Raw genomic sequence first — 24,167 nt, forward strand, 5'->3', positions numbered from 1 at the left:
CCGCCCTGCGGCGCCGTCTGGTCCGGAGCGGATGGCACGCCGGTCGGTGCCTGAGCGTTCTGCCGCGCGGTGTGGTCGGCCGTGCTTCGGTCGGGACTCGACGTCGCCGGGTCGATGGGTGGCTGCGGTGCGGGCTGTGCGCTGGTCGGTGTCGAGGAGTGTCCGCCCTGCCGCGCCGCCTGCTCCGGAGCGGACGGAGGCGCGGCGGGATATCCGGCTCGAGGCGGTTGCGCGGCCGGTTCGCGGCCGGTCGATGTCGAGGTAGGCCAGGTCTGGTTCGGACCGGCGGGTGGGGTCTCGCGAGACTCGCCGCGCTGAGTCGCCTCGTTTCCGGTCGGGCTCGGGCCGATCGGCGGGGTGGTCCGATTGGGCGGAGCCGAGTTCGGCCACAGGCTCGGAGCCACGGCCGACAGGGCGGCATCGAGGCGAGGGTTGCCGGTGGACGGCCATCCACCGTGCTTCGGCCCGAGCGGAGGTCGGCCGCCGACGGCCTGGCCCGGCGTGCTCTGGCCGTGCGATGGCGGGGCATGCTCGTCGTTCCGGGGCGGAGCGGGCCGCTCGTCGGCTGGTTGCCGGGGCGGCGGCGGGAGCTCCGGCCGGTCCGCCTGCTGTTCGTTCGACGCGGGCGGGTTCGCGGACCTGCTGCCCAGTGGCTGGAAACCGGGTGAGGGCTGCGACGGATTGCGCGTGGGCAGGCTGTGCTGCGGAGCGCCGGTGCGCTCCGGCGGCGCTTGCCACAAATTGTCCTGCGCCGGTGGAGTGCGGTCGTAGCCGGGCTGCTGCCAGGACCCCTGCGGCTGCTGGGCCGCCTGTGGGTGGGGCCAAGACTCTTGCGGCTGCTGCCAGGCCTGGTATGGCTGTTGCCGAGACTCTTGCGGCTGCTGCCAGGCCTCTTGCGGCTGCTGCCAGGCCTCTTGCGGCTGCTGCCAGGCCTCTTGCGGCTGCTGCCGGAGGGACTCTTGCGGAAGCTGCTGCCGGGACTCCTGTGGCTGTTGCAGAGAATCTTGCGGCTGTTGCAGAGAATCTTGCGGCCGTTGCAGAGAATCTTGCGGCTGTTGCCAGGACTCCTGTGGCTGTTGCCAGGACTCTTGCGGCTGCTGCCACGACTCGTGCGGGGCACGAGCCGGTGCGGGCTCCTCCGGAACCGGCGCGGGCGCGCGACTCGCGTCGCCCTGCCGCTGATCCTCCTCGGCATTCCCCTCGTGCTTGTCGCGGCGCCAGCCCTTACGGCGCTTCTCCGGCCGTGCGGCATCCGGGCGTTCCGCCTCGGGCGCGCGGCCGCGCAAACGGCCGCGCCTGCGGCTGGGGGAGTCCTCGATGAGGTCGTCGTGCGGAAGGTTCTGTACCGGCGCTTCGTAGCCGCTCTGGCTGACGTCGCTCTCCGACAGCCACGGCGGCAGCATGGGCAGGCCGTCATTGCTACGGCTCACGACTGCGCCTCGCCGATGTTCGGCGTGCCGATCTCTCGCTCGCTGCGCTCGGTCACGACTGCCCTCGCTGCCCGCTCGGCTCGGTCGTGGCCAGGGACGCTCTGCCGTTGACTCGCTCGCTACGATTACTCACGGCCTCGCCTCCCTGCCGCTCGCTTCGGCCGTGACCGAGAGCGCCCACGCCGGTGGCTCGCACGCTGCGCCGGCTCACGCGTCCCCCTCGATCCGTTCGACCCAAATACCTGGACAGCGGCCAGTTTACGCGACAACCCGGTGCCGTCGCGGCGCAGCGTCCGAGGCCCGCCACGAGTGGGAAGACGGCTGCGAAACCGCTGGCGACACGGGTATACAGGGAGGCATTTTTGCCCGATCCGGAACGGATCGGTAAGCTGGAGCGGCGGTGCACCTAGGCGCCGCCTGTTTGTGTGCGAGCGGTTCGCTCCGGCGATCGGTCCCATTCGAGCAGAACCAGCAAACAAACCAGGTTGAGCGTAACCGGGATCGCGGAGGACATGGCGAAGAAAGACGGGGCCATCGAGGTCGAGGGTCGAGTTGTCGAACCGCTGCCCAATGCGATGTTCCGGATCGAGCTCGAGAACGGACACAAGGTTCTCGCGCACATCAGCGGGAAGATGCGGCAGCACTACATTCGCATCCTCCCCGAGGACCGTGTGGTCGTCGAGCTCTCGCCCTACGACCTGTCGCGTGGCCGGATCGTATACCGCTACAAGTGATCGTGCCCGGCGCGATCGGCGTCGGTTGCGAGCCGGCAGTCCCGGCGTGAGCCGGGGCCGAGTCGAAGGACTCACACCAGAGCTTCCCCAGTCGCCGACTGGGGAAAAACTGTGTTCACACCCCTGTGAACCACAACAGATTGGACGGACGTGAAGGTTCAGCCGAGCGTCAAGAAGATCTGCGAGAAGTGCAAGGTGATCCGCCGTCACGGCCGGGTCATGGTGATCTGCGACAACCTGCGCCACAAGCAGCGCCAGGGCTGAGCGGAGGCGAGGGAGACCTCGCACCACCCGCCCGAGGCTTGCCGACGGCGAACGCTCGACGCGACACCAGCCAAGCACCGAACCGCAGTTCGGATTGGCAAGAAGAACTCCCAGCACCAGCCGCACGCTGCGGAAATCAGGGTTCGCCCTGGGCGTGCGCGCCTACCACCGGTTCGGAGGCCGGTGCCCCGCCAAGACGAGGGGACGGACAGGGAGCAGACCTCCGCAACGATTAAGGAAACTGCCAGATGGCACGTCTCATGGGCGTCGACCTCCCGCGCGAGAAGCGCATGGAGATCGCACTGACCTACATTTTCGGCATTGGCCGTACCCGCTCCAAGGAGATCCTCGAGGCCACCGGCGTCAGCCCGGACCTGCGCTCGAAGGATCTCAGCGACGACGATCTGACGAAGCTGCGTGACTACATCGAGGCTTCGGAGTTCAAGGTCGAGGGTGACCTGCGCCGCGAGGTGCAGGCCGATATTCGCCGCAAGATCGAGATCGGCTGCTACCAGGGCCTGCGCCACCGTCGTGGCCTGCCCGTGCGTGGCCAGCGCACCAAGACCAACGCGCGCACCCGCAAGGGCCCGAAGCGCACCGTCGCCGGCAAGAAGAAGTAGGGATAACCGATGCCTCCGAAGAGTCGGGCCGCGGGCCCGAAGAAGACCCAGAAGTCGCGTCGCAGGGACAAGAAGAACGTCCCGCACGGCAACGCGCACATCAAGAGCACGTTCAACAACACGATCGTGTCGATCACCGACCCGAACGGCAACGTCATCTCCTGGGCGTCGTCGGGTCATGTCGGCTTCAAGGGCTCGCGCAAGTCGACCCCGTTCGCCGCGCAGCTCGCCGCCGAGAACGCCGCCCGCAAGGCGCAGGAACACGGTGTCAAGAAGGTCGACGTGTTCGTGAAGGGCCCCGGTTCGGGCCGCGAGACCGCGATCCGCTCGCTGCAGGCCGCAGGCCTCGAGGTGGGCACGATCTCCGATGTCACCCCGCAGCCGCACAACGGCTGCCGTCCGCCCAAGCGGCGTCGCGTCTAGCGGGAAAGGAATAACGAACAATGGCTCGTTACACAGGCCCTATCACCCGCAAGTCGCGTCGTCTGCGCGTCGACCTCGTCGGCGGCGACCAGGCGTTCGAGCGTCGCCCCTACCCGCCCGGCCAGCACGGCCGCGCGCGGATCAAGGAGAGCGAGTACCTGCTCCAGCTGCAGGAGAAGCAGAAGGCCCGCTTCTCCTACGGCGTCATGGAGAAGCAGTTCCGCCGGTACTACGAAGAGGCCAACCGCCTCAAGGGCAAGACCGGTGACAACCTGCTGCGTCTGCTCGAGACCCGCCTGGACAACGTCGTGTACCGCGCCGGTCTGGCCCGTACCCGCCGTCAGGCTCGTCAGCTGGTCTCGCACGGCCACTTCCTGGTGAACAACAAGAAGGTCGACGTTCCCAGCTTCCAGGTCACCCAGTACGACATCATCGATGTCAAGGAGAAGTCGCTGGGCACCCTGCCGTTCCAGGTGGCGCGTGAGACCGTCGGCGACCGTCCGGTTCCGGGCTGGCTGCAGGTGCTCCCCGGCCGGCTGCGGATCCTGGTCCACCAGTTGCCCGAGCGCGCCCAGATCGATGTGCCGCTGCAGGAACAGCTGATCGTCGAGTACTACTCGAAGTAAGACTTGGCACAACGTGCCGCTGGTGCGTGGCCGCCCCGATGGGCGGCCAGGCACAACCCCTGAGACGAGGCGTCAAATAGCGGGCGCCCAAAAAGGAGGATGATCCACATGCTGATTTCACAGCGTCCGACGCTGACCGAAGAGGTCGTCGCCGAGAACCGCTCGAAGTTCACCATCGAACCGCTCGAGCCGGGCTTCGGTTACACCCTCGGCAACTCGCTGCGGCGTACCCTGCTGTCCTCGATTCCGGGGGCGGCGGTCACGAGCATCCGCATCGACGGCGTCCTGCACGAGTTCACCACCGTTCCGGGCGTGAAGGAGGATGTCACCGACATCATCCTGAACCTCAAGGGCCTGGTCGTGTCCTCCGAGGAGGACGAGCCGGTCACGATGTACGTGCGCAAGCAGGGTCCGGGCACCGTCACCGCCGGTGACATCGTCCCGCCCAGCGGCGTGGTGGTGCACAACCCGGACATGCACATCGCGACCCTGAACGACAAGGGCAAGCTGGAGATCGAGCTCGTCGTCGAGCGCGGTCGCGGCTACGTCCCGGCCGTGCAGAACAAGGCGTCCGGCGCGGAAATCGGCCGGATTCCGGTGGATTCGATCTACTCGCCGGTGCTGAAGGTGACCTACAAGGTCGAGGCGACCCGCGTCGAGCAGCGCACCGACTTCGACCGGCTCATCCTGGACGTGGAGACCAAGAACTCCATCAGCGCGCGGGACGCGCTCGCCTCGGCGGGCAAGACCCTGGTCGAGCTCTTCGGCCTGGCCCGTGAGCTGAACGTCGAAGCAGAGGGCATCGAGATCGGCCCCTCGCCGGCCGAGGCGGATCACATCGCCTCGTTCGGCCTGCCGATCGAGGATCTGGACCTCACCGTCCGGTCCTACAACTGCCTCAAGCGCGAGGGTGTGCACACCGTCGGCGAGCTGGTCGCCCGCACCGAGTCGGATCTGCTGGACATTCGCAACTTCGGTCAGAAGTCCATCGACGAGGTCAAGGTCAAGCTGCACGCGCTCGGCCTCTCGCTGAAGGACAGCCCCGCGTCGTTCGATCCGTCCAGCGTGGTCGGCTACGACGCGAGCACCGGCACGTGGAGCGACAGCGGCACGTTCAGCGACACCGACGGCGGCGAGCAGGACTACGCCGAGACCGAACAGCTCTAGGCCGCCGGGGTAGGCGCCCCGGCCCGGCCTCATACAAGGAGAACACCACAATGCCCAAGCCCAAGAAGGGTGCCCGCTTCGGCGGGTCGGCGTCGCACCAGAAGGCGATCTTCGCCAATCTGGCCACGGCGCTCTTCGAGCACGGCCGGATCACCACCACCGAGGCCAAGGCCAAGGCCGTGCGTCCCTACGCGGAGAAGCTGATCACCAAGGCGAAGGGCGGCACCCTGGCCGACCGTCGCGAGGTGCTGAAGGTGATCCGCAACAAGGATGTCGTGCACGAGCTCTTCGCGGAGATCGGCCCGTCGTTCGAGGGGCGCGAGGGTGGCTACACCCGCATCACCAAGACGCTGCCGCGCAAGGGTGACAACGCGCCGATGGCGATCATCGAGCTGGTTCGCGAGAAGACCGTGACCAACGAGGCCGATCGCGCCCGTCGCGTGGCCGCCTCGAAGAAGGCGGAGGAGGCTCCGGCCGCCGAGGTCGTCGAGGAGGAGGCCGACGAGGCCGTCGCCGAGACCGCCGAGGCTCCGGCTGCCGACGAGGCCGCCGAGGACAAGAAGGACGCCTGACGCTTCGCGTCGGAGTTCGCGCACGAGCCCGCCACCCGCACTGGGTCGGCGGGCTCGTTCGTTTCGACCAGAGGATCATGTGACCGTGGAGGAATCGGTGGGATCGATGTCGGGTCGACCGGGCGAGGACGCACCGGGCGTGCCCGGTATCGACGTGCCACGCACCCGGGTGCGGTTGGACATCGCCTATGACGGCACGGATTTCGTCGGCTGGGCGCGTCAGCCTGGTCTGCGCACCGTGCAGGGGGTGCTGGAGGACGCGCTGAGCAAGGTGTTCCGCGAGCCGATCCAGCTGACCGTGGCGGGCCGTACGGACGCGGGCGTGCACGCCGAGGGACAGGTCACGCATTTCGACACCGCCGGTGAACTGGACGCGGCGAAACTGGTGCACCGGATGGCGCGCTTCCTGCCGAAGGACGTGCGGATCAGGCACGCGCGCCCGGCCGCGCCGGAGTTCGACGCCCGGTTCTCCGCCATCCGCCGCCATTACGCCTACCGGCTGACCACCGCGCCGTACGGTGCGGAGCCGCTCCAGGCCCGCAGCGTGGTCGCCTGCCGATCCGACGTCGATGTCGACGCGATGCGGGCGGCTTCGCGAAAGTTGCTCGGGCTGCACAACTTCGCCGCCTTCTGCCGCCGCAGGGAGGGTGCGACGACGGTACGGGAGCTGCAGCGGTTCGACTGGGTGCGCGATGGTGACCTGCTGATCGCCTACGTCAGCGCGGACGCGTTCTGCTGGTCGATGGTCCGCAGTCTGGTCGGCGCGGTCCTCGCCGTCGGCGAAGGGCGGCGGACGCCGGAATGGGTGGCCGATCTGTTGCGGGAGACCGAGCGCTCCAGTTCGGTGACCGTCGCTCCCGCACATGGTTTGAGCTTGATAGGCGTGGACTACCCGGCCGACGAGGAACTCGCGGCCCGCAACGCGCAGACGCGGGAGATGCGGTCGGTTCCGGTACCTGGCGGAGGCTGCTGCGGCGAGTGAGAATGTCCGCGCACTACCCGCACCCGTGCTCGGGTGCGGGTAGCGGACGCGGTCACTTCGATGACCGCGGGTATTGCTGCTGCGACTGTGCCGACTGCTGAGTCTGCTCCTGCTGGGTCGGCGACATCGGTGTGGACCGGCCGGATTGCGCTTCGATGGTCCTCGGTTCGTGCGACGCCCCGGAAATCTGGATGCGGCGCGGCTTCGCACGCTCCGCGATGGGGATCGTCACCGACAGCACGCCGTTGTTGTAGGTCGCGCTGATGTTCTCGACGTCGACGTTCTCGCCGAGGGACATCTGGCGCATGAAGGTGCCCGCGAAACGTTCCGAGGCGATCCACTGGACGCCTTCTTCGCTCGGCACGGTGCGTTGCGCCCGCAAGGTGAGCGTGCCGTTGTCGACGCTGACGTCGATCGAGCCGGGGTCGACGCCGGGCAGATCCGCGTTCAGAACGTAGTGATCTCCCGCTTTGAACAGATCCATCGGCATGAATCGCGGTGCGCGACCGGTTCCGGCAGTCTCACCGAGCAGTTGGCGGGCAACGGTGTCGATGTCATGGAATGGATCGAATCGAAGCACAGCAATCACCTCCATCTCCTAGTGGTGGCGCCGGCCAGGCGCCGGGCGCCGATAGCTGTGCAATAGCCACAGTAGCCCTCGGTAATCGGGACGGCATCGACCCGACGGGGCCGTCCTGGCAGTGCACGGGCCCGGCCGGAATAGCGCCCTCCTGGCGTGTGTTGGGTCGGGACATGGCATTCGACAGTCTCGGACGGTTCGGAGTGTGGCGGGCGTACAACGGATTCAGCCCGGAAGACGCGCGAGAATTGGAGCGGCTCGGATACGGCGCGCTCTGGCTGGGGGCTTCGCCTCCGGCGGATCTGGCGACGGTCGAACCGCTGCTGGAGGCGACCGAAACGATCACCGTCGCCACCAGCATCGTGAACATCTGGGCGGCGCCCGCGAAGGAGGTGGCCGACTCGTTCCACCGGATCGAGGCCCGCTTCCCGGGCCGGTTCCTGCTCGGCATCGGTGCGGGACACCCGGAGCACACCGGTGAGTACCGCAAGCCGTACGACGCGCTTGTCGAGTATCTCGACGACCTCGACGCCGCGGGAGTACCCGCCGAACGTCGCGCGGTGGCCGCACTCGGCCCGCGCGTGCTGAAGCTGGCCGCCGAGCGGTCGCTGGGCGCGCTGCCCTATTTCGTGCCCGCGGCGCACACCGCGAAGGCCCGCGAGATCGTCGGCCCGGACGCGCTGCTGGCGACCGAGCACAAGGTGGTGCTGACCGACGACGCCGGCACGGCGCACGCGGTCGCCGATGAGACCGTCAAGTTCTATGTCGGCCTGACCAACTACGCGTCGAACCTGCGCCGATTCGGTTTCACCGACGCCGACCTCACCGTGCCGCCGAGCGAGGCGCTGTTCGACGCCGTCATCGCGCACGGCACGCCGGAGCGGATCGCCGCCCAGCTGTCCGAACACGCCGACGCGGGCGCCGACCACGTCGCGGTGCAGATCCTCGGCGACAACTACCTCCCGGCTCTGCGCACCCTCGCTCCGCTGCTCACCGGGCGATCCTGACCGCCCGTCTCCGGCCCCCGGCGCTGTGTACCTTTGCTGCGCTGTTGACCGCGGGATCCTGACCGCCCGTCTCCGGCCCCCGGCGCTGTGTACCTTTGCTGCGCTGTTGACCGCGGGATCCTGACCGTCCGTCTCCGGCCCCCGGCGCTGCGCCGGGGGCCGGTTTTGTTTCCGGCGATCGTCCTAAGGGACTGTTAGGAAGCTTCGAGAGCCATTTCGCGCGCGTGTGACTGTCGACACACTGATCTGCGACGACGTGATGAGGCGTCGGAGAAGGAGATGTTGTGACTACGACACAGCCCGTCGGCGAGCGCCGGGTGGTCGCGAATGTTCTGCGCGGATCCATCGGCAATCTCGTCGAGTGGTACGACTGGTATGTCTACGCCGCGTTCAGCGTGTACTTCGCGAAGACGTTCTTCCCGAAGGACGATCCGACCGCCCAACTGTTGTCCACCGCCGCCGTGTTCGCGGTCGGCTTCCTGATGCGCCCGATCGGCGGGTGGGCACTGGGTCGGTACGCCGACCGGTTCGGCAGGCGCTCGGCCCTGACCCTGTCGGTGACCGTGATGGCCGCCGGTTCGCTGATGATCGCGGCGACGCCGGGTTACCAGACCATCGGCCTGGCCGCTCCGGCTCTGTTGCTGGTCGCCCGGCTGCTGCAGGGGTTGTCGGTCGGCGGTGAATACGCCACCAGTGCGACGTATCTGTCCGAGGTGGCCTCGGCGGGCAGGCGCGGGTTCTACTCGAGCTTCCAATACGTGACCTTGGTGGCAGGACAGCTCGTCGCGCTCGGGGTGCAGATCGTGCTGCAACAGTTCCTCGACGCCGGCCAGATGAACGCCTGGGGCTGGCGGATCCCGTTCGTGATCGGCGCCGCCGGTGCGCTGATCGTGATGTGGTTGCGGCGCGGCATGGACGAGTCCGAGCAGTTCCGCGCCGAATCCGGACAGCGGCCGAAGAAGACCGCGGCGACGGCCGCCGAGGTGCGGGAATCGCGTGGCTCCCTGCGGATCCTGTTGCAGTACCCCCGCGAATGCCTGCTGGTCGTCGGGTTGACGCTGGGCGGAACGGTCGCGTTCTACACGTACACGACCTACATGCAGAAGTTCATGATCAACACCTCCGGCATCTCCAAGTCGACCGTGGCGTGGATCAACTTCATCGCGCTGCTGGTCTTCGTGGTGCTGCAACCGCTGGCGGGGGCGCTGTCGGACCGGATCGGCCGACGCAAGCTGCTCATCTTCTTCGGCGTGGCGGGCACCTTGCTGACCGTGCCGATCATGACGGTGCTCGCGCGCACCACCAATCCGGTCGCCGCGTGGGGTCTGATGATGGCGGCGCTGGTGATCATCACGGGATACACCTCGATCAACGCGATCGTGAAGGCCGAGCTGTTCCCGACGAAGATCCGCGCGCTCGGCGTAGGGCTGCCCTATGCCTTGACCGTCGCGATCTTCGGCGGCACCGCCGAGACGATCGCGCTCGCGCTGAAGAAGGGCGGCCACGAGTCGCTGTACTTCTGGTATGTCGCAGGCTGCATCGCCGTCTCGCTGATCACCTACTACTTCATGCGGGAGACCTCGGCCTCGTCGGCGATCGACGCGGCCGAGCCCACCGCGAGCGCCGACACCGGGTCCGGCGCCGCGGGGGCCGAGCCGGGTCGGCCGATGGTCACCGTGCGTGACTGACCGACCGGCACACGCGCCGGTCCGCCCACTGTGGGAGGATCGGCGCGTGCGGCTTGCGGTGGTCGAGGACGACGACGGCGTGGGAGACGCGCTGGTCGAGGCGCTCAACGTCCGTGGCTACCGCGCCGAACGCAAGCGCCGCGGCGCGGATCTGCTGATCGCGCACCGCGACTACGACGCCGTGATTCTGGATCTCGGACTGCCCGACGGCGACGGTCTGCAGGTGTTGCGGCGACTGCGCGAGGTGAGTTCGGTTCCGGTGCTGATCCTGACCGCGCGCAGTGACGAACGCTCGATCGTGCGAGGTTTGCGCGGTGGCGCCGACGACTATCTGGTGAAGCCTCCGCGCATCGCGGAACTCGTCGCGCGGCTGGAGACGGTCACCAGGCGGGCGGCCGCGGCGGCGCGACAGGCGCAGTCGGTGATCGTCACCGGTGACGTGCGGGTCGATCTCGGCGCCCGCGTTGTCGAGGTGGCCGGGGAGCCGGTGTCGCTGACTCAGAAGGAATTCGAGCTGGTCGAGGCGCTGGTGGAACGGCCGGGGGCCGCGGTGAGCCGTCAGCAGTTGATGGACCGCATCTGGGGTGACGCCTTCGTCGCGGTCTCGCGTTCGCTGGACGTGCACATGACGGGCTTGCGGGCGAAACTCAACCGGCCCGGCCTGATCACCACCATCCGCGGGTACGGGTATCGGTGGGGGCAGTGAGCGCGGTCCGGCGGGCCGGAGGTGTGCCATGCGGCGTCGCTTGCTGGTCGCGCTGACACTGTTCGCGGCCATCGCGGTGCTGGCGTTCGCGGTGCCGCTGTCGCTGACCATCGCCACCAGCCGCACCCAACAGCTGGTGCTAGCGCGCTCGGGGGACGCCGACCGCTTCGCCACCCTCGCCGACAACGCGGTCACCGCGGGGGACAGCCGTGCGCTGGCCGACGAGGTGCTGCGCTATCACGAGCTGTACGGCGAGAACGTGCTCGTGGTCGACGCCAGGGGTGCGCCGACGGTGAACGCGGGCGCGGACATGGACGATCCCGGCATCGTCGCGGCGGTGGCGGCCGCGCGCCGCAATCAGCGTCCGCACGCGGTGGACAAGCTGACGCCGTGGGGCGCGCCGAGCATGCTGGTCGCGCGGCCGGTCGGCACCGGCGTGCAGGTGAACGGGGCCGTGGTGATCGAGGCGTCGACGGCCCGTGCTCGCGGTGACATCGCGCGGGACTGGGCGGTGATCGTGCTCGGCGGCGTGGTCGCGATGGCGCTGTTCGTGCTGCTGGCGGTGACGATCGGCCGCTGGGTGCTGCGGCCGCTCGCGGCGCTGTCGCACGGTGTGGCGGAGTTGACCGCGACGCTGCCCAAGCCGCGCGCCGACACCGTCGCGCCGGTATCGATCGCGGGCCGCTACGGCGGGCCGCCGGAGATGCGGGCGCTGGCCGAGTCGTTCGACGCGATGGCGCTGGCCGTGGCCGATTCGGCGGACGCGCAGCGCCAGCTGGTCGCCGACACCGCACACGCGATGCGCAATCCACTGGCCGCCCTGACCATTCGCCTCGATTCCCTGGAACCAGCGATCCCGGCGAGCGCGGCGAGCATCTTCCACAACGCGGGCGCCGAGGTGGAGCGGCTCACCGCGTTGCTCGACGGCCTGCTCAGCTTGGCCGTCGCCGAGACCCCGGCGGCATTCGACGTCGCCCGCACGGCCGAGGGCGACGACCAGTGCGACGCCGTGCAAGTGATCGCCGACCGATTCGACGCCTGGTGCTCGGCATTCGAGGCGGCCGGACAGCGATTGCGCGTGGCGGCCGTGGCCGGGCCCGCCGACGTCGCGGTCCCGGCCGACGTGCTCGCGCAGATGCTCGACGTACCGCTGAGCAACGCGACACGCTATGCGGGCGCGGGCGCGCACATCGATCTGGTCGTCGCGACCGAGCCGGGCTGGGTCACGGTGACCGTCCGCGACGACGGCAGCGGTGTTCCTCCCGCTGAGCTCGACAAGCTGACCACCCGTTTCTTCCGCGGTTCGGCCGCGGGGGCCGGTGGCTCCGGGCTGGGCCTGCCGATCGCCGCCGCATTGGCGCAGGCGCGCGGCGGCGTGCTCACCGTGGCCGCGGTGCGTCCGCATGGTCTGGCGGTCTCGGTGCGCCTACCCGAGGCGGAGGCCCGATGACCGGCCGGGAGCCGATCGTCCGGCGCGGCGTCGGTCGGCGCGGCGTCGGTCGGCGCGGCTTCCTCGCGTTGGCCGTCGCGGCGGGGCTCGCGGGTTGTGGGCCGGGCGGCCGGGGCGCCACCGCGCGGCTGGCGTCCGGCGAGGTCGGCGGCTTCTATCACGCCTTCGCGGGGTTGCTCGGCCTCGCCGCCGAAAACGCCGGGGGTGTGCGGATCGAGCGGGTTACCACCTCGGGTTCGCAGGACAATCTGGCGTTGCTGGCGCGCGGTGAGGTCGATGCCGCGCTCGCGCTCGCGGATTCGGTGCGCGACAGCGCCGATCAGGTGTTCGCGCTGGGCCGGGTGTACGAGAACTACCTGCAGTTGGTCGTGCGGGCGGACAGCCCGATCGGTTCGGTCGCGGATCTGCGGGGAACGCGGGTGAGTCTGGGCGCGGAGGGATCGGGCGCGGCCTTGACCGGCGCACGGATATTGCGCGTCGCGGGGCTCGACCCGAGTGCCGACGTCGTGATCGCCCATCGCCCCTTGGCGCAAGCGGTGGCCGCCCTGACCGCTGGCGACGTGGACGCCCTGTTGTGGGCGGGCGGCGTGCCGACGGCACGGCTCGCGGTGCCGAGCCGGATGCGGCTCGTGGACATGGGCGAGCTGGCCGCGCCGATGCGGGACCGGTTCGGGCCGGTATACGACCGGGTGGCGATCCCCGCGGATGCCTATCCGGGCGGGGTCTCGGTGCACACCATCGGGGTGGCGAATCTCTTGCTGGCCGCGGGCAGTATGTCCGAGGAGGTGGCCGCGGCCATCGTCGAACTACTGGTGTGGCACGCCGACGCGCTGGTGCCCACCGAGGCGGCGGGCACCCAATTCCTCGACGGCCGGTCGCTGATCAGCACCGGCCCGATTCCGCTGCACCCGGGAGCTGCCGCGGTCTATCGCCGCTGGCACGGATAGTTCCGTCAGGACCTGACCAAGCGGGCGATGGCGTCGGTCGCTTCCTTGATCTTGGCCTCGGCCTCCGGGCCACCCGCGACGGCCGCGTCCACGACGCAGTGGCTGATGTGATCCTCCAGCAGGCCCATCGCGACCGCTTGCAGGGCTTTGGTCATGGCGGACACCTGAGTGAGGATGTCGATGCAGTACTTCTCCTCCTCGACCATCCGCTGCAGACCGCGCGCTTGACCCTCGATGCGCCGCAGCCGCTTGAGGTAGTCGTCCTTGGCGGTGATGTAGCCGTGCGCGGCGTGGTCGGCCGCCGTGTGGTCGTGGGGGGAAGCTGCCACCGATGTCTCCTCGCTGCCTGTGGTCGCCGGAACCGGATCAATACCCCCCTAGGGTACAGTTCCGGGGGCGTCTTGTCAGGTCGGGCCGCATGGTGCGGCAGACCCCGCCCGGTCGGAACGGTCCGTGTTCCGCCGGAAAGCAGGGTAACGCGGATCCCGGCGCGCGACGGCCACCCAGGGACGAGACAATTGAGGTATGAGTTCGCACCCCCGGCCCGCGCTCGCCGTCATCGGCGGCAGCGGCTTCTACGATTTCTTCGACAACGAGGCGACCATCGTCGAGGTCGACACCCCCTATGGTGCACCGAGCGCGGGCATCGCCGTCGGAGAGGTGGAGGGGCGGCCGGTGGCGTTCCTGCCGCGCCACGGCAAGAACCACGAATTCGCGCCGCACACCTTGCCCTACCGGGCCAATCTGTGGGCCCTGCGTTCGCTGGGCGTGCGCCGTATCTTCGCGCCTTGTGCCGTCGGCAGCTTGCGGGCGGACTGGGGCCCCGGCACGGTCGCGGTGCCCGATCAGCTGGTCGACCGGACCTCCGGTCGTCCGCAGACCTACTTCGACGGCGGCGGCATCCACGTGTCCTTCGCCGACCCGTACTGCGAGGAACTGCGGGCCGCAGCCATCAAGGCCGAGTCCGAGGAACTGCATATGATGCACGCGGCCACGATGGTCGTGGTCGAGGGACCGCGCTTCTCCACCCGCGCCGAGAGCCGGTGGTTCGCCGCCCAGGGCTGGGAGCTGGTGAACATGACCGGGCACCCGGAGGCGGTGCTCGCCCGCGAACTCGAGATGTGCTACGCCGCCGTCGCCCTCGTCACCGATCTGGACGCCGGTCTGGAGGAGGGCGAAGGAGTGCGCGCCGTCGACGTCTTCGCCGAGTTCAAGCGAAACCTCGTGCCCTTCAAGGAGCTCGTCCGCCGCGCGGTGGCCGCGGTGGACGGCACCGACACCTGCGACCGGTGCCGTGTCCACGCGGACGTGTCGCTGCCGTTCGAATTGCCCTGAGTCCGATGCGGGTGCTGGTCACCGGAGCGGCCGGGTTCCTCGGCGGGCACCTGCGCCGTGCGCTGCTCGCCGCGGGACACCAGGTGACCGGGGTGGACCTGCTACGCGACCACGGGCCGGACGCACGACCACCGGAAGGGGTCGAGCGGGTGGACGTGCGCGACGCCGAAGAGCTCGCACCCCTCTTGGACGGAGTGGACGTGGTCTGCCACTTCGCGGGTGTCACCGCGGGCGCGCTGGCCGCCGACTTCGCCTCGCACAACGATGTCGGGACCGCCGTGCTGCTCGGTGCCATGGAGCGGGCGCGAGTCGGCCGCTTGGTGCTCGCCTCGTCCGTCGCGGTCTACGGCGAAGGCCGCTATCGCGGCGTGCAGAGCGGCCCGTTCTTCCCCAACCTGCGTCGCAGGGCCGACCTCGACCGAGGCATGTTCGATCATCGCGCTCCGCACACCGGCGAGATCTTGACGTGGGAGCCGGTCGGCGAGGACGCGCCGCTGCGTCCGCGCGGTCCCTATGCGGCGAGCAAAGTCGCGCAAGAGAATTACGCGCTCGCCTGGGGATTGGCGACCGGTGGTGCGGTGACCGCCCTGCGAATGCACAACGTGTACGGCGCGGGAGCGCGGGCCGGGCTGGTGGGGTGGTTGCACGCCGAGCTGGCACAGGGCCGCGCGCCGCAGGTGTTCGAAGACGGCGGACAGATCCGGGATTTCGTGCACGTGCGCGACGCGGTCGCGGCCACCGTCGCGGCGGTCGAGCGTGCGCTGCCCGGTTTCGTCGCGCTGAACATCGCCTCGGGGCAGCCGATCACGGTGTGGGAAGTGGCCTCGATCATGTCGCGCGCCCGCAGTGGCCCCGCGCCGGTGGTAACCGGCCGATACCGCATCGGCGACGTCCGGCATTTCGTCGCGGACCCGGAAAAGGCGAGACGGGTATTGGATTTCACCGCCTCGGTGGCGCCGGCGCAGGGTCTGGCCGAGTTCGCGGCCACCGACTGAATCAGGCACCCGGATCGCCGGATGCGGCTCGGTGCGGCGCGAATGCCTCCGCGTGGGCGGTCGACCATTGCTCGAAGTTGCGCGGAGGCCGACCGGTCACCTGCTCGACGGTCGGACAGAGCGTCGCCTCATCCAGCCTGCCCGCCACGAAGAAACCGAGAAACGCGTCGACGTACTCCCGCGGCATGGTGGCGGCCAGCTGCCTCGGTCTCGTCGTCGAGTTCGCGCGCCACCAGTGGTCGGTTCAGCACCGTGGCGAGTGCCGCGACCTGCTCCGCCGGTCGCGGGGTATCCGGTGTTCCTGGTATCGGGCACTCGTGAACGGCGGGAGGTGCTCTGGAGCGCGCCGGTACGCGGTGGCCGGCGGGGCCCGAGTTAGGCTCGCGCGGTGGATACCCCGTTGCGGCTCGAGGTCATCGTGGCCAGTGTGCGTCCGGAGCGGTTCGCGCCGGTGGTCGCGGACTGGTTTCTACGTACCGTGCGCGCTCGTCCCGAATTCGATGTCGGCGTGATCGATCTCGCGCATACGCCGTTGCCGGTCGAACTCACCGACAACGAGGAGACCGCGGCCTATCGCACGCGATTGCGGGACGCGGACGCGTTCGTCGTCGTCACTTCGGAGTACAACCACGGTTATCCGGCGTCGCTGAAGACGGCGTTCGACACCGCGAAGCACGAGTGGCGCGCGAAGCCCATCGCTTTCGTCTCCTACGGCGGCCTTTCCGGTGGCTTGCGTGCGGTGGAGCAGTTGCGGCAAGTGGTCGCCGAGATCCATATGGTGTCGGTTCGCGAGACGGTCAGTTTCCACCAGGCCAAGAAGCGGTTCGACGAGACAGGCGACACCCGCGACGGGGCGGCCATCGACGCCGCGGAACGAATGTTGCGTCAATTGGCCTGGTGGGCACGTACTTTGCGAGCAGCTCGGACGGCCGATCCGTACCCCGGTTAGCGCTATCGCGCTCGCTTACTGCGGTTGCATCGCGCGTCGGCCGCGCGGCTGACCGATGTAGGTCGCCTCGCTCGGGATGGACACCAGCGTCAGGTCGACCTGTGCCGTGCCGGTGCGCAGCACCACGTGGTTGCCGATCGCGCCGGGCTGGTGGATGGCCAGGTCGGGGCGGGCGGCGGGCCAGCCCATCGGATCGCCCGTGACGTAGATGGTGGTGACGCCCGCGTGCGGGGCAGGCGCGAGCACCCCGTCCACCACCGTGGCGGTGAATCCCGCGTCGGACTGGTGGGTTTCGATCGCGATGGTCAGGCGCTCCGGATTGCCGATGGTGGTGACCAGGTTCTCCCAGGCCCGTGCTCGGTCGGTGCGGATGAGGATCCGTTCGCCGACCGCGAGCGCCCGGAAAACCAGCTGCTGCGCCAGGTACAGCTCGCCGGCGACATACACCGTGGAGATGCCCGCGCCGACGATGCGAGCCGCCACGCCGTTGCCTTCGTCATCGGAACCGATCAGCTGGCCGCAGCCGGAGGAGGGCAGGTGCAGATCGTCGACGATGTCGATCAGGTGCTCGATCATCGGAATGGTGTCGTCCACGCCGGGAACCGCGAGCGGCAGGTGGGCCAGCAGCCCGTCGCGGTGGCGTCCGTTCATCGAGATCATGCCCGGCAGCTCGGAGCGTTCGGGCAGTTCCCGTGCGGTCAGCCGCCAGGCGGCGCCGATGCTCACCGAGTCGGCGGAACTGCCGGGGCGCAACCGAACCGCCACCGTCGTGCCGCGTGATGGGGCCACCCAAAGCTGGGCGAGCAGGTCCGATTCGAGTCGCTTGGGATCCAAGGCGTTGCCGATGTTCACGCTGTTGCCGATTTCCGCGTAGCGCCAGCTGTGTTCGAGCGTGCGCGGATCGTAGCCGCCGGTGATCTGCAGGACCGCCTTGCGGATCTCGGGCGCGGTGAGGATGCGCGCGTTGCAGTCGGCATCCTCGAGCGTGCGCATGATGCGCTGGGTGGCGATGGTGACCGCGCGCGACGCGCCTTCGGCTCCGCCGCCGCGCCGGTCGGTGGCCTCCGGGCAGGCCACCGCGTCGAAACCGATCGCCAGCCACACCGTGCGGTGCGCGGTGGCGGGCAGCGGGCCCAGCAGCGATTCGTAGATCTTGCCCGCGGGCGTGCCGGAACGGCTGCGATGTCCGTGGCTGATGATGTCGATGCCGCTGAGCAGGATGTCGTGCTGGTTCAAGCATTTCGCCAGCTCCGCCAGCGGAAGCAGGTGCGAGGCGTGCACCGTGGTGCGGGCGATCCTGGTCAGCCCGCCGGGGGGAGGCAGTACCTCGACCACCGTCACCACGCGGCTGCCGTCCCAATACAGGCCGAGCGAGCGACCATCGGCGCCGCGGAAATCGACGGTGTCGCCGAGTTCGTAGTCCCGGTGCGTGAGATAGCGCCACCAGGTCGCGATCCAGTCCAGCACAGTGCGTCCGGCGACCGGAATCAGCGGAATGAGCGCGACGACCACCGCCACGCCGAGCGTGGGAAGCCCCGGCAAACCGGCGAACAGTGCGACGACCGCGGCGATCAGCCCGATGATCTGGGCGATCAGCAGGTTCCGCATCGAGACGCGCCCGAAAAGCGGTCGTGGTCCCGCACCGGCCGGTTCCGCCATCGTCGTCCCCCAAGTACCCGATATCGGCCGGTTCGCCGCGGCCGAGCTGAACAACAGTCCCCGGGAACTGTACTGTGTTCGGCGAACGCGAGCACTGTTCGGGGGAGGAATAATGGCTTCGAAACCCACCACTCGCTGGCAGGTCAGCGGTTACCGCTTTCTGGTCCGGCGGATGGAGCACGCCTTGGTGCGCAGGGATGTGCGAATGCTGCACGACCCCATGCGTTCCCAGTCCCGCGCGTACGCGGCCGGTCTGATCCTGGCGTGTGTCGCACTGGCCGGATGCGGCGTGCTCGCGTTGCTGCGCCCGCAGGGCAAAGTCGGCGATGACAACAAGATCCTGATCGGCAAGGATTCCGGTGCCGTCTACGCGGTGATCGATAACGTGGTGCACCCGTCTCTCAACCTCGCCTCGGCCCGCCTGGCCGTGGGTGAGGCCGCCAAGCCCGCGACCGTGAAGGAGTCCGAACTCGGGAAGAAGCCGCGCGGCCAATTGATCGGCATCCCAGGTGCTCCCAGCTCGCTGCCCTTCGACAAGGAGGGGAAGGGGCGCGCGTGGTCGGTGTGCGACACCCTGCAGCTCGACGGCACCAACAAGGCAACCACTTCGGTGCTCATCGGGGACCTGGAACTCGGCGCCAAGGCTTCCGCAATGGAGTCGGGTAACGCTCTGCTCGTCAAGGGCAAGGACGCCACCTACCTCGTTTACGACAACAAGCGCGCCCGCGTCGACATGAACAACAACGCGGTGACCGAGGCGCTGGGCATTCGCAATGTGGCACCGCGGCCGATCAGCGAAGGCTTGCTCAATGCGATACCCGAGGTGCAGCGAATCGAAGTGCCGCACATCGACGATCGAGGCGCGCAGCCGACATACACCATCGGTGATCATCGGATCGGCGAGGTGGTGCAAGATGCCGCGACGAAGCAGTATTTCGTGGTGCTGCACGACGGCAGGCAGGAAATCTCGCAGCTGACCGCCAACATCATTCTCAACTCCGACCCGGCGGCGGGCCGCAATCCGACGATCGTCCCGTACGAGAAGACCTATTCGCCCATATCGACGACGCTGCCGGTGAAGGACTATCCGGCCACCGCGCCCGCGCTCGTGCAGATCAGGGATCGGCCGGTCAGCTGTCTGTCGTGGAAGCCGATCGCTGCCGCGGAGGGCGGTGGTGGCAATCATGCCGAGCTTTCGCTGATCACCGGCGTGAGTCTGCCGATGCGGGAGGACGCTCGCCTGGTGCCGCTGGCCCAAGCCGACGGTGACGGCCCCAACGTGGACTCGGTCTACTTCAAGCCAGGTTCCGGCGCCTTCGTTCAGGGCACCGGCATCGAGCCGGACAGTCAGCGCAAGGACAGCATGTTCTACGTCGCCGATACCGGCGTCCGCTACGGCATCAAGGATGCGGAGGCGGTCAAAGCGCTCGGCATGAGTTCGGATTCCGGCGTGCGGCAACCCGAACCGGCGCCATGGCCCATCGTCGGCCTGCTTGCCTCCGGGCCGACTCTCAGCCGTCAGGACGCGATGGTGGCTCACGACGGCGTCGCGCCGGACGCCAATCCGGCGAAAGCTCTTGTGAAGAACCAGAATTGAGTTCCGCCCACCCGTATCAGCTGTTGGTGGCGCTTCCGGTAACCACAGATCCGGCGAGGGGGAGTCTCACCGTAGGTACCCCGATGCTCTCCCGCGCGTGTGGGCTGGCTGGGGCCCGCGTGGCTGCGTTGGCTGAACTGGACCGCTAGCGGAAAAAGTTTGAAGATCGATGGAACCGATCTGCGATTGGGCGCGTCTATAGACAGTGACAGGCAAGATGTGGGATGGGGTTGCTGTGAGTGACACGAGCGCTATCGGTTTCGGCTCGCGCAATCTGCAGGCGCACGCACGTGCGGTCTCCGACAGGCGTCGGCACCGAATTCCGCATCAAGAGCCTGAGAGCGGAGGTTTGCACCCCCGACTCGAAACCGCATGAAATGCGGGTTGGCATCGCGCACGGAGTGCGATGTCGTTGCGTTCCACAATCAGGAGGGGAAGTCACATGCCATACACTCGCCAGTCGATCGCTGCAGGCGCAATTTTGCTCGCCGCCTTCGGTGCAGGTGCTGTCGGGTGCATCGCCTATGGCGGCAGCGTCTCCGGTTTCTGTGGCTATCAAGGAAGCGCCGTCAGCGGCTCAGCTGTCTCGTGAAGAGCAAGAGGCGATTGATAACAAGAACGCGGGTCGTCCCTACGACCAGGCGGCGTACAACCGTGCAATGCAGAAGATCAAGCAGGCCGAAAAGTACAACGGGGACAGGAATAAGCAGAAGTGCAACCGTCGATAGCCCGAGATCTAAAGGAGAACGCCATGGCGGGCATGCAATATCAAATAAACTATTTCTCGCAGTCCAACCCGGCCGGTCAAGGCCAAGAAGACGTTGCGAAATTGCTTCGTACGGTCGCAGCTTCGATCGAGGAACTCGGAGACGTCTCCATCCAGGATCTTGTCCTGCACAACGAGATCACTTCCGATGGCGTATGGCCCTCGATCACCGTCTACTATAGCGGCGCGTAGGTCAGGATTCGCATTCCGTAAGTATCTATGGATCCATATGGGTCACTTGTGTTTAAGCTGATCTGTACGAAAATTAAGGAATAAGATGAATATCAGGCGTATGGTCGGTGTTTGCGTAATGGCGGTCTTGAGCGCTGGCTGGACCGGAATGGCAGGTGCTGCCAACGCGGACCCCGTCACGGCTGACGGCATGTCCAAGTCGCACTGCGAGCAGGTCAAGGACGAGTTGAGCCGCAATGATCCCGAGAATAAGGCCGAGCGACGGCGTAAGAATGAGGAGCCGATGTCGACATCTCCATCGTGGGCGCCCTTCTACAGCTGTAAGCAGGGGCGGAACGGGTACTATGTCGACAAAATATATGTCGGCTGAGAAAGTTTCGGGCACCGCAATCTCTGCAGCCTTGGTCTTCGCGCCCGGCGTCACCTACGACTGCCAGCCGCAGTAGGAGGTGTTCTGACAATTGTGGCCCCGTCGAACGACGGGGCCACAACAACCGTTCCGTCATGTGGTTCCGAGTCTTTCTCAGTTGTCCTCACGGACCCCGAATCTGCGGCGGATCGGGAACGAGGCGAGTAGGCCCAAGATCAGCAATGTCGCGACGCTGCCGCTGCCGATCAGCGCCACATCCCGGGCGCGATTGTCCGGTGGTGGGGCCGGTGACGGGACCGGCAACCGCACGCTCAGGGCATCGGCCGGTCGTTTCGGCGGAAGAGTTCGAGGGATTTCGGCGGTGAGGGCGGCTATCGGATCTATCGCGCCGTAGCCGACGGAGGGATTCCAGCCTTCACCTGGCGCGTGCGCCGTCGCCTCGATGCGTTTGATCACGTCGAGGGCTCTGAGCTCGGGGAAACGAGCGCGGACCAGGGCGACAACTCCGGAAACATACGGCGCGGCGAAGCTCGTCCCCTTGAGTGGAGAGAGACTCTGGTTGACGTATTTTCCTGTTATCGTGCCGGTTCCGCGCGGATCCAGCGAGACGATGTCCTCACCCGGTGCGGCCACGCCGACCCAGGGACCTGGAACGGTGAAACTCGACGGTAGGCCGTTCTGGTCGATCGATCCAACGGACAGGACGTAATCGTCGTAGCGCGCGGGCGTGACGTTGGTGGTTACGTTGTTCCACGGATCACCGGTTGGATTCAGCGGATCGATCCCGGGATTGCTCGCCTTGCAGTTGTCATCGGTATTGCCCGCCGCGGCCACCACGACGGCGTCCATTTCAAGGGTCGCGTACCGCACAGCTGCGCCGACCGCGCCGTCGCTGAAGCTCACGCCACTGGGCATGCAGGATACGAGCGAAATATTGATGACCGAAGCGTGCCGGTCGGCGGCGCGTCGGATCGCGGCGGCGAGTGCATTGACGTTGCCGTATCCCTTGGGCGGATCTTCCGGCTTTCTATCCTGCCGGTTCGCGTAGTCGTACAGCGCGCTGGTCTGGCGAATCGACAGGATCCGCGCTTCAGGTGCCACACCCGAGAATCCCTGTCCCGCCTGTGGCTTCGCGGCGATGATGCCGGCGACGACGGTGCCATGCGCATCGCAGTCCTCGCTGACCCCGTCGCCGCCGTCGGCCACGAAGTCACCGCCCGCCTCCAGATCGGGCAGGCGGGGATGACGAGCGACGCCGGTGTCGATCACCGCGACGAGCTGGCCTTCGCCTCGGGAGAACTCCCATGCGTGCGCCAGGTCGAGCGAGCGCTGTGGAGCGGGAGGGGTGGGACCCTCGCCGCCCTGCTGGGTTGAATAGCAGGGCGTGTTGCCCGGGCGCTCGGTCTTGTCCGGCGGCCGTGCTGGATCCCCGGCGGGCAATTGGCCGGGATCCACCGGCGGCGGACGGTCGGCGTAGGCGATGCCCTGGCTAGCACCCACTCCGCACGACATGCTCAAAGAGAGCACCGCTGCGGCCGCACCGGTGCGCAGTGCCCGGTTCACAGCCCGCGGACGATGGCGTAGAGGTCCGCCACCCAGAAGACCAATGGCAAGACCGTGGCGACGAATGTGTACTCGAGCAGTTCGACGCCGCGGCGCATCGGTGGGGTGGCCGACTGGTTCGGGATGATGATGCCGAGGATCAGCGCCGCGATCAGGACCACCATCGCCGCGCCGAACACGGCCAGCGGCTGGTGCATCGCGAAACCGGCGCCGACCAACATGATCAGCACGATGCCCGCGCCACCGGAGATGAGAACGACGGCCTGTTCCGCGCCCGCGTAGGTGCGGCTGCGGAACATCAGCACCACGGCGCAGACCAGGGCGAGCGCGATGCCCGGCCAGTACGGGTCGTCGGACGCCGGGTCGGTGGCGCCGAGCGCGCCGACGACGGTGACCAGCGTGGTCGCCGCCACCAGGCCCGCGAGGTACATGCGGGCGCGTTCCGACTTCACCCGCAGCACCTCCATGGTCGGCAGCGCGCGGTGATCGTCCGGGTCGTCCTCGGTCGGATCGATGGGTGTGCCCGGCGAAGGCACCGGTGGCAGTGGCAATTTCGCCAGCAGCATGGAGACTCGCGGGGCCAGAGACAGGCCGCCGAGCCCGAGCGCCGCCGCGCCGGCGCCGATCGCCCGCTCCGGCTGGTCGGTGAGCAGGCCGACCAGCGCCGCGGGCACCGCGTAGGTGGCGAGCGCGGTCCCGCCGATGAACAACGCGAGCCCGACGCCGGTGACCCGCCACGCCAGAATCGCCGTCGCCCCGGCCAGGACCGATCCGAGCAGGATGTGCGCCCAGCCGTAATCGTCCGGCACGTAGAGCATTCCCGCGCTGAACGCCGCGGGCAGCGCGCAGCCGCCGAGCACAAGCGCGGTGCCGTTGTCGCCGTACATCCTGCTCAGCACCATCGCGGTGACGACGAGCAGGATCGCGACCACCAGCGCGATCGAACCGCCGACCCCGATCGGCAGCGAGCCGGGGGACAGCAGCAGCCCGAGACAGCCGACGATCATGGTGAGCGCCGCGAGCACCGAGCCGGTGATCCGCGCGACCCGAGGGGTCCAGCTGCGGTAATGGTCGGCGTCGGCGATCGCGACGTTGTACATGATGTCGTCGAACAGCGGTGTCGGCGCGGTGTGCGAAGCGCTCTCCAGCATCAGCAGTTCGCCGTCGCGGACGCCGTGCTCGCCGAGGCTGAGCGAGTTGGAGAACGGCGGATGGCCGATCCGGGCGAGCACCCACTCCGCGGGCTCGTAACGCTCGCCCTCGTTGTCGAAGTCGTTGGAGCGGCTGTGCTGGGCGACCATGTCGACCACGCTCGGAATCACCAGCGCGACCGGCACGTCGACCGGTATGGCCATGTCGACCTGAGTGTGCTTGGCCAGAATCGTCACCCGGGCGAGGTCGGGGGCGCGGACGATCCCGCGCGAGGATTCTTCGTCGATGTGGTCAAGTCGCGCGTGCGTCAAGCTTCCCCCAACTCGGTCTTCTACCTCGTGATTCCACGACTCGGCGGGCCGGGGGCGAGCTTGCGAACCCTCGGTCCGGGCA

General features: G+C 68.1%; 26 protein-coding genes and 2 pseudogenes. 21 read left to right on the forward strand and 7 right to left on the reverse strand.

All coding sequences use genetic code 11. From position 1 onward, the window contains the following. Positions 1-1,430 (reverse strand): annotated as a pseudogene (locus ABZW96_RS18870) (hypothetical protein); the annotation flags it as partial. A 512-nt stretch (positions 1,431-1,942) separates the two neighbouring features. Between ABZW96_RS18870 and infA the strand changes: the two are divergent. The 8 genes from infA (at position 1,943) to truA (ending at position 6,818) form a co-directional block, all read left to right on the forward strand. Beyond that, positions 1,943-2,164, forward strand: a complete 222-nt coding sequence (infA, locus tag ABZW96_RS18875; protein ID WP_003418601.1) for a translation initiation factor IF-1 — start codon at positions 1,943-1,945, stop codon at positions 2,162-2,164. A 150-nt stretch (positions 2,165-2,314) separates the two neighbouring features. Continuing rightward, the gene (rpmJ, locus tag ABZW96_RS18880; RefSeq protein ID WP_011207363.1) at positions 2,315-2,428 is read left to right on the forward strand and encodes a 50S ribosomal protein L36; all 114 of its coding nucleotides are present in this window, start codon (positions 2,315-2,317) and stop codon (positions 2,426-2,428) included. A gap of 248 nt (positions 2,429-2,676) precedes the next feature. Next, positions 2,677-3,048, forward strand: a complete 372-nt coding sequence (gene rpsM / locus ABZW96_RS18885; protein ID WP_039795645.1) for a 30S ribosomal protein S13 — start codon at positions 2,677-2,679, stop codon at positions 3,046-3,048. Positions 3,049-3,057: 9 nt separating this feature from the next. Then, positions 3,058-3,471, forward strand: coding sequence for a 30S ribosomal protein S11 (gene rpsK / locus ABZW96_RS18890; RefSeq protein WP_039795647.1), 414 nt, complete (start codon positions 3,058-3,060; stop codon positions 3,469-3,471). 20 nt (positions 3,472-3,491) lie between these two features. After that, a complete protein-coding gene (rpsD, locus tag ABZW96_RS18895; protein WP_355076205.1) occupies positions 3,492-4,097 on the forward strand; it encodes a 30S ribosomal protein S4 in 606 nt (201 codons plus the stop codon). A 108-nt stretch (positions 4,098-4,205) separates the two neighbouring features. After that, positions 4,206-5,264 carry a DNA-directed RNA polymerase subunit alpha gene (locus ABZW96_RS18900; RefSeq protein WP_039796155.1) on the forward strand — a complete coding sequence of 353 codons (1,059 nt, stop codon included), beginning with the start codon at positions 4,206-4,208 and terminating at the stop codon, positions 5,262-5,264. 50 nt (positions 5,265-5,314) lie between these two features. Further along, the gene (rplQ, locus tag ABZW96_RS18905; protein ID WP_355076207.1) at positions 5,315-5,836 is read left to right on the forward strand and encodes a 50S ribosomal protein L17; all 522 of its coding nucleotides are present in this window, start codon (positions 5,315-5,317) and stop codon (positions 5,834-5,836) included. Positions 5,837-5,942: 106 nt separating this feature from the next. After that, entirely contained in the window at positions 5,943-6,818 is an 876-nt protein-coding gene (gene truA, locus ABZW96_RS18910) for a tRNA pseudouridine(38-40) synthase TruA (RefSeq protein WP_355076320.1), read from the forward strand. A 148-nt stretch (positions 6,819-6,966) separates the two neighbouring features. Here the strand turns inward: truA and ABZW96_RS18915 are convergent. Then, a pseudogene (locus tag ABZW96_RS18915) lies at positions 6,967-7,398 on the reverse strand (Hsp20/alpha crystallin family protein); the annotation flags it as partial. A 173-nt stretch (positions 7,399-7,571) separates the two neighbouring features. On the opposite strand from ABZW96_RS18915, the gene ABZW96_RS18920 reads away from it, so the two are divergent. The 5 genes from ABZW96_RS18920 to ABZW96_RS18940 all read left to right on the forward strand — a co-directional run bounded on the left by ABZW96_RS18920 (position 7,572) and on the right by ABZW96_RS18940 (position 13,196). Next, on the forward strand, positions 7,572-8,405 hold the full coding sequence (locus ABZW96_RS18920; RefSeq protein ID WP_355076209.1) for an LLM class F420-dependent oxidoreductase: 834 nt from the start codon (positions 7,572-7,574) through the stop codon (positions 8,403-8,405). A 284-nt stretch (positions 8,406-8,689) separates the two neighbouring features. Beyond that, positions 8,690-10,093 (forward strand): MFS transporter, encoded by a 1,404-nt coding sequence (locus ABZW96_RS18925; protein ID WP_355076211.1) that lies wholly within the window; start codon positions 8,690-8,692, stop codon positions 10,091-10,093. Positions 10,094-10,139: 46 nt separating this feature from the next. After that, positions 10,140-10,799: a response regulator transcription factor gene (locus tag ABZW96_RS18930; protein WP_355076213.1), complete on the forward strand. Its 660-nt coding sequence runs from the start codon at positions 10,140-10,142 to the stop codon at positions 10,797-10,799. Positions 10,800-10,827: 28 nt separating this feature from the next. After that, on the forward strand, positions 10,828-12,249 hold the full coding sequence (locus tag ABZW96_RS18935; protein ID WP_355076215.1) for a HAMP domain-containing sensor histidine kinase: 1,422 nt from the start codon (positions 10,828-10,830) through the stop codon (positions 12,247-12,249). Then, positions 12,246-13,196 carry a TAXI family TRAP transporter solute-binding subunit gene (locus ABZW96_RS18940; protein WP_355076217.1) on the forward strand — a complete coding sequence of 317 codons (951 nt, stop codon included), beginning with the start codon at positions 12,246-12,248 and terminating at the stop codon, positions 13,194-13,196. Before ABZW96_RS18935 ends, ABZW96_RS18940 begins: the two co-directional genes overlap by 4 nt. A 5-nt stretch (positions 13,197-13,201) precedes the next feature. On the opposite strand, the gene ABZW96_RS18945 is transcribed toward ABZW96_RS18940, so the two are convergent. Beyond that, a complete protein-coding gene (locus ABZW96_RS18945) occupies positions 13,202-13,525 on the reverse strand; it encodes a metal-sensitive transcriptional regulator (protein ID WP_355076219.1) in 324 nt (107 codons plus the stop codon). Positions 13,526-13,721: 196 nt separating this feature from the next. Between ABZW96_RS18945 and ABZW96_RS18950 the strand changes: the two genes are divergently transcribed. Together ABZW96_RS18950 and ABZW96_RS18955 are read left to right on the forward strand one after the other, a co-directional pair. Next, on the forward strand, positions 13,722-14,531 hold the full coding sequence (locus tag ABZW96_RS18950) for an S-methyl-5'-thioadenosine phosphorylase (protein WP_355076221.1): 810 nt from the start codon (positions 13,722-13,724) through the stop codon (positions 14,529-14,531). Positions 14,532-14,536: 5 nt separating this feature from the next. Next, positions 14,537-15,526 carry an NAD-dependent epimerase/dehydratase family protein gene (locus ABZW96_RS18955; RefSeq protein ID WP_355076223.1) on the forward strand — a complete coding sequence of 330 codons (990 nt, stop codon included), beginning with the start codon at positions 14,537-14,539 and terminating at the stop codon, positions 15,524-15,526. 1 nt (position 15,527) lies between these two features. On the opposite strand, the gene ABZW96_RS18960 is transcribed toward ABZW96_RS18955, so the two are convergent. Next, entirely contained in the window at positions 15,528-15,713 is a 186-nt protein-coding gene (locus tag ABZW96_RS18960) for a hypothetical protein (protein ID WP_355076225.1), read from the reverse strand. A gap of 201 nt (positions 15,714-15,914) precedes the next feature. Here ABZW96_RS18960 and ABZW96_RS18965 point away from each other — a divergent pair, with 201 nt between their 5' ends. Then, a complete protein-coding gene (locus ABZW96_RS18965) occupies positions 15,915-16,475 on the forward strand; it encodes an NAD(P)H-dependent oxidoreductase (protein WP_355076227.1) in 561 nt (186 codons plus the stop codon). 15 nt (positions 16,476-16,490) lie between these two features. On the opposite strand, the gene eccE is transcribed toward ABZW96_RS18965, so the two are convergent. Then, positions 16,491-18,134 (reverse strand): type VII secretion protein EccE, encoded by a 1,644-nt coding sequence (gene eccE, locus ABZW96_RS18970; RefSeq protein WP_355076229.1) that lies wholly within the window; start codon positions 18,132-18,134, stop codon positions 16,491-16,493. 112 nt (positions 18,135-18,246) lie between these two features. Between eccE and eccB the strand changes: the two genes are divergently transcribed. The 4 genes from eccB (at position 18,247) to ABZW96_RS18990 (ending at position 21,059) form a co-directional block, all read left to right on the forward strand. Continuing rightward, positions 18,247-19,731, forward strand: a complete 1,485-nt coding sequence (gene eccB / locus ABZW96_RS18975) for a type VII secretion protein EccB (protein WP_355076231.1) — start codon at positions 18,247-18,249, stop codon at positions 19,729-19,731. A 524-nt stretch (positions 19,732-20,255) separates the two neighbouring features. Next, positions 20,256-20,459: a hypothetical protein gene (locus tag ABZW96_RS18980; RefSeq protein ID WP_355076233.1), complete on the forward strand. Its 204-nt coding sequence runs from the start codon at positions 20,256-20,258 to the stop codon at positions 20,457-20,459. Between the two features lie 23 nt (positions 20,460-20,482). Beyond that, positions 20,483-20,689: a hypothetical protein gene (locus ABZW96_RS18985; RefSeq protein WP_355076235.1), complete on the forward strand. Its 207-nt coding sequence runs from the start codon at positions 20,483-20,485 to the stop codon at positions 20,687-20,689. Between the two features lie 85 nt (positions 20,690-20,774). Beyond that, positions 20,775-21,059 carry a hypothetical protein gene (locus ABZW96_RS18990; protein WP_355076237.1) on the forward strand — a complete coding sequence of 95 codons (285 nt, stop codon included), beginning with the start codon at positions 20,775-20,777 and terminating at the stop codon, positions 21,057-21,059. 153 nt (positions 21,060-21,212) lie between these two features. Here the strand turns inward: ABZW96_RS18990 and mycP are convergent, their stop codons facing one another. Beyond that, positions 21,213-22,328: a type VII secretion-associated serine protease mycosin gene (gene mycP / locus ABZW96_RS18995; protein WP_355076322.1), complete on the reverse strand. Its 1,116-nt coding sequence runs from the start codon at positions 22,326-22,328 to the stop codon at positions 21,213-21,215. On the opposite strand from mycP, the gene ABZW96_RS19000 reads away from it, so the two are divergent. Then, positions 22,302-22,433, forward strand: coding sequence for a hypothetical protein (locus tag ABZW96_RS19000; RefSeq protein ID WP_355076325.1), 132 nt, complete (start codon positions 22,302-22,304; stop codon positions 22,431-22,433). The two genes, mycP and ABZW96_RS19000, sit on opposite strands and share 27 nt — an antisense overlap. Positions 22,434-22,618: 185 nt before the next feature. Here the strand turns inward: ABZW96_RS19000 and eccD are convergent, their stop codons facing one another. Beyond that, a complete protein-coding gene (gene eccD, locus ABZW96_RS19005) occupies positions 22,619-24,085 on the reverse strand; it encodes a type VII secretion integral membrane protein EccD (RefSeq protein ID WP_355076239.1) in 1,467 nt (488 codons plus the stop codon). Between the last annotated feature and the right edge of the window lie 82 nt (positions 24,086-24,167).

The sequence above is a fragment of the Nocardia sp. NPDC004168 genome (genome assembly GCF_040610355.1).
Classification (GTDB): domain Bacteria; phylum Actinomycetota; class Actinomycetes; order Mycobacteriales; family Mycobacteriaceae; genus Nocardia; species Nocardia sichangensis.

Bases quoted from the DNA above. Each gene is read 5' to 3' on its own strand.
- infA (WP_003418601.1), top strand. From the start codon at position 1,943: ATGGCGAAGAAAGACGGGGCCATCGAGGTCGAGGGTCGAGTTGTCGAA.
- rpsM (WP_039795645.1), top strand. From the start codon at position 2,677: ATGGCACGTCTCATGGGCGTCGACCTCCCGCGCGAGAAGCGCATGGAG.
- rpsK (WP_039795647.1), top strand. From the start codon at position 3,058: ATGCCTCCGAAGAGTCGGGCCGCGGGCCCGAAGAAGACCCAGAAGTCG.
- rpsD (WP_355076205.1), top strand. From the start codon at position 3,492: ATGGCTCGTTACACAGGCCCTATCACCCGCAAGTCGCGTCGTCTGCGC.
- ABZW96_RS18900 (WP_039796155.1), top strand. From the start codon at position 4,206: ATGCTGATTTCACAGCGTCCGACGCTGACCGAAGAGGTCGTCGCCGAG.
- rplQ (WP_355076207.1), top strand. From the start codon at position 5,315: ATGCCCAAGCCCAAGAAGGGTGCCCGCTTCGGCGGGTCGGCGTCGCAC.
- truA (WP_355076320.1), top strand. From the start codon at position 5,943: ATGTCGGGTCGACCGGGCGAGGACGCACCGGGCGTGCCCGGTATCGAC.
- ABZW96_RS18920 (WP_355076209.1), top strand. From the start codon at position 7,572: ATGGCATTCGACAGTCTCGGACGGTTCGGAGTGTGGCGGGCGTACAAC.
- ABZW96_RS18935 (WP_355076215.1), top strand. From the start codon at position 10,828: ATGCGGCGTCGCTTGCTGGTCGCGCTGACACTGTTCGCGGCCATCGCG.
- ABZW96_RS18940 (WP_355076217.1), top strand. From the start codon at position 12,246: ATGACCGGCCGGGAGCCGATCGTCCGGCGCGGCGTCGGTCGGCGCGGC.
- ABZW96_RS18950 (WP_355076221.1), top strand. From the start codon at position 13,722: ATGAGTTCGCACCCCCGGCCCGCGCTCGCCGTCATCGGCGGCAGCGGC.
- ABZW96_RS18955 (WP_355076223.1), top strand. From the start codon at position 14,537: ATGCGGGTGCTGGTCACCGGAGCGGCCGGGTTCCTCGGCGGGCACCTG.
- ABZW96_RS18960 (WP_355076225.1), bottom strand. From the start codon at position 15,713: ATGCCGCGGGAGTACGTCGACGCGTTTCTCGGTTTCTTCGTGGCGGGC.
- eccE (WP_355076229.1), bottom strand. From the start codon at position 18,134: ATGGCGGAACCGGCCGGTGCGGGACCACGACCGCTTTTCGGGCGCGTC.
- eccB (WP_355076231.1), top strand. From the start codon at position 18,247: ATGGCTTCGAAACCCACCACTCGCTGGCAGGTCAGCGGTTACCGCTTT.
- ABZW96_RS18980 (WP_355076233.1), top strand. From the start codon at position 20,256: ATGGCGGCAGCGTCTCCGGTTTCTGTGGCTATCAAGGAAGCGCCGTCA.
- ABZW96_RS18985 (WP_355076235.1), top strand. From the start codon at position 20,483: ATGGCGGGCATGCAATATCAAATAAACTATTTCTCGCAGTCCAACCCG.
- ABZW96_RS18990 (WP_355076237.1), top strand. From the start codon at position 20,775: ATGAATATCAGGCGTATGGTCGGTGTTTGCGTAATGGCGGTCTTGAGC.
- ABZW96_RS19000 (WP_355076325.1), top strand. From the start codon at position 22,302: ATGACGAGCGACGCCGGTGTCGATCACCGCGACGAGCTGGCCTTCGCC.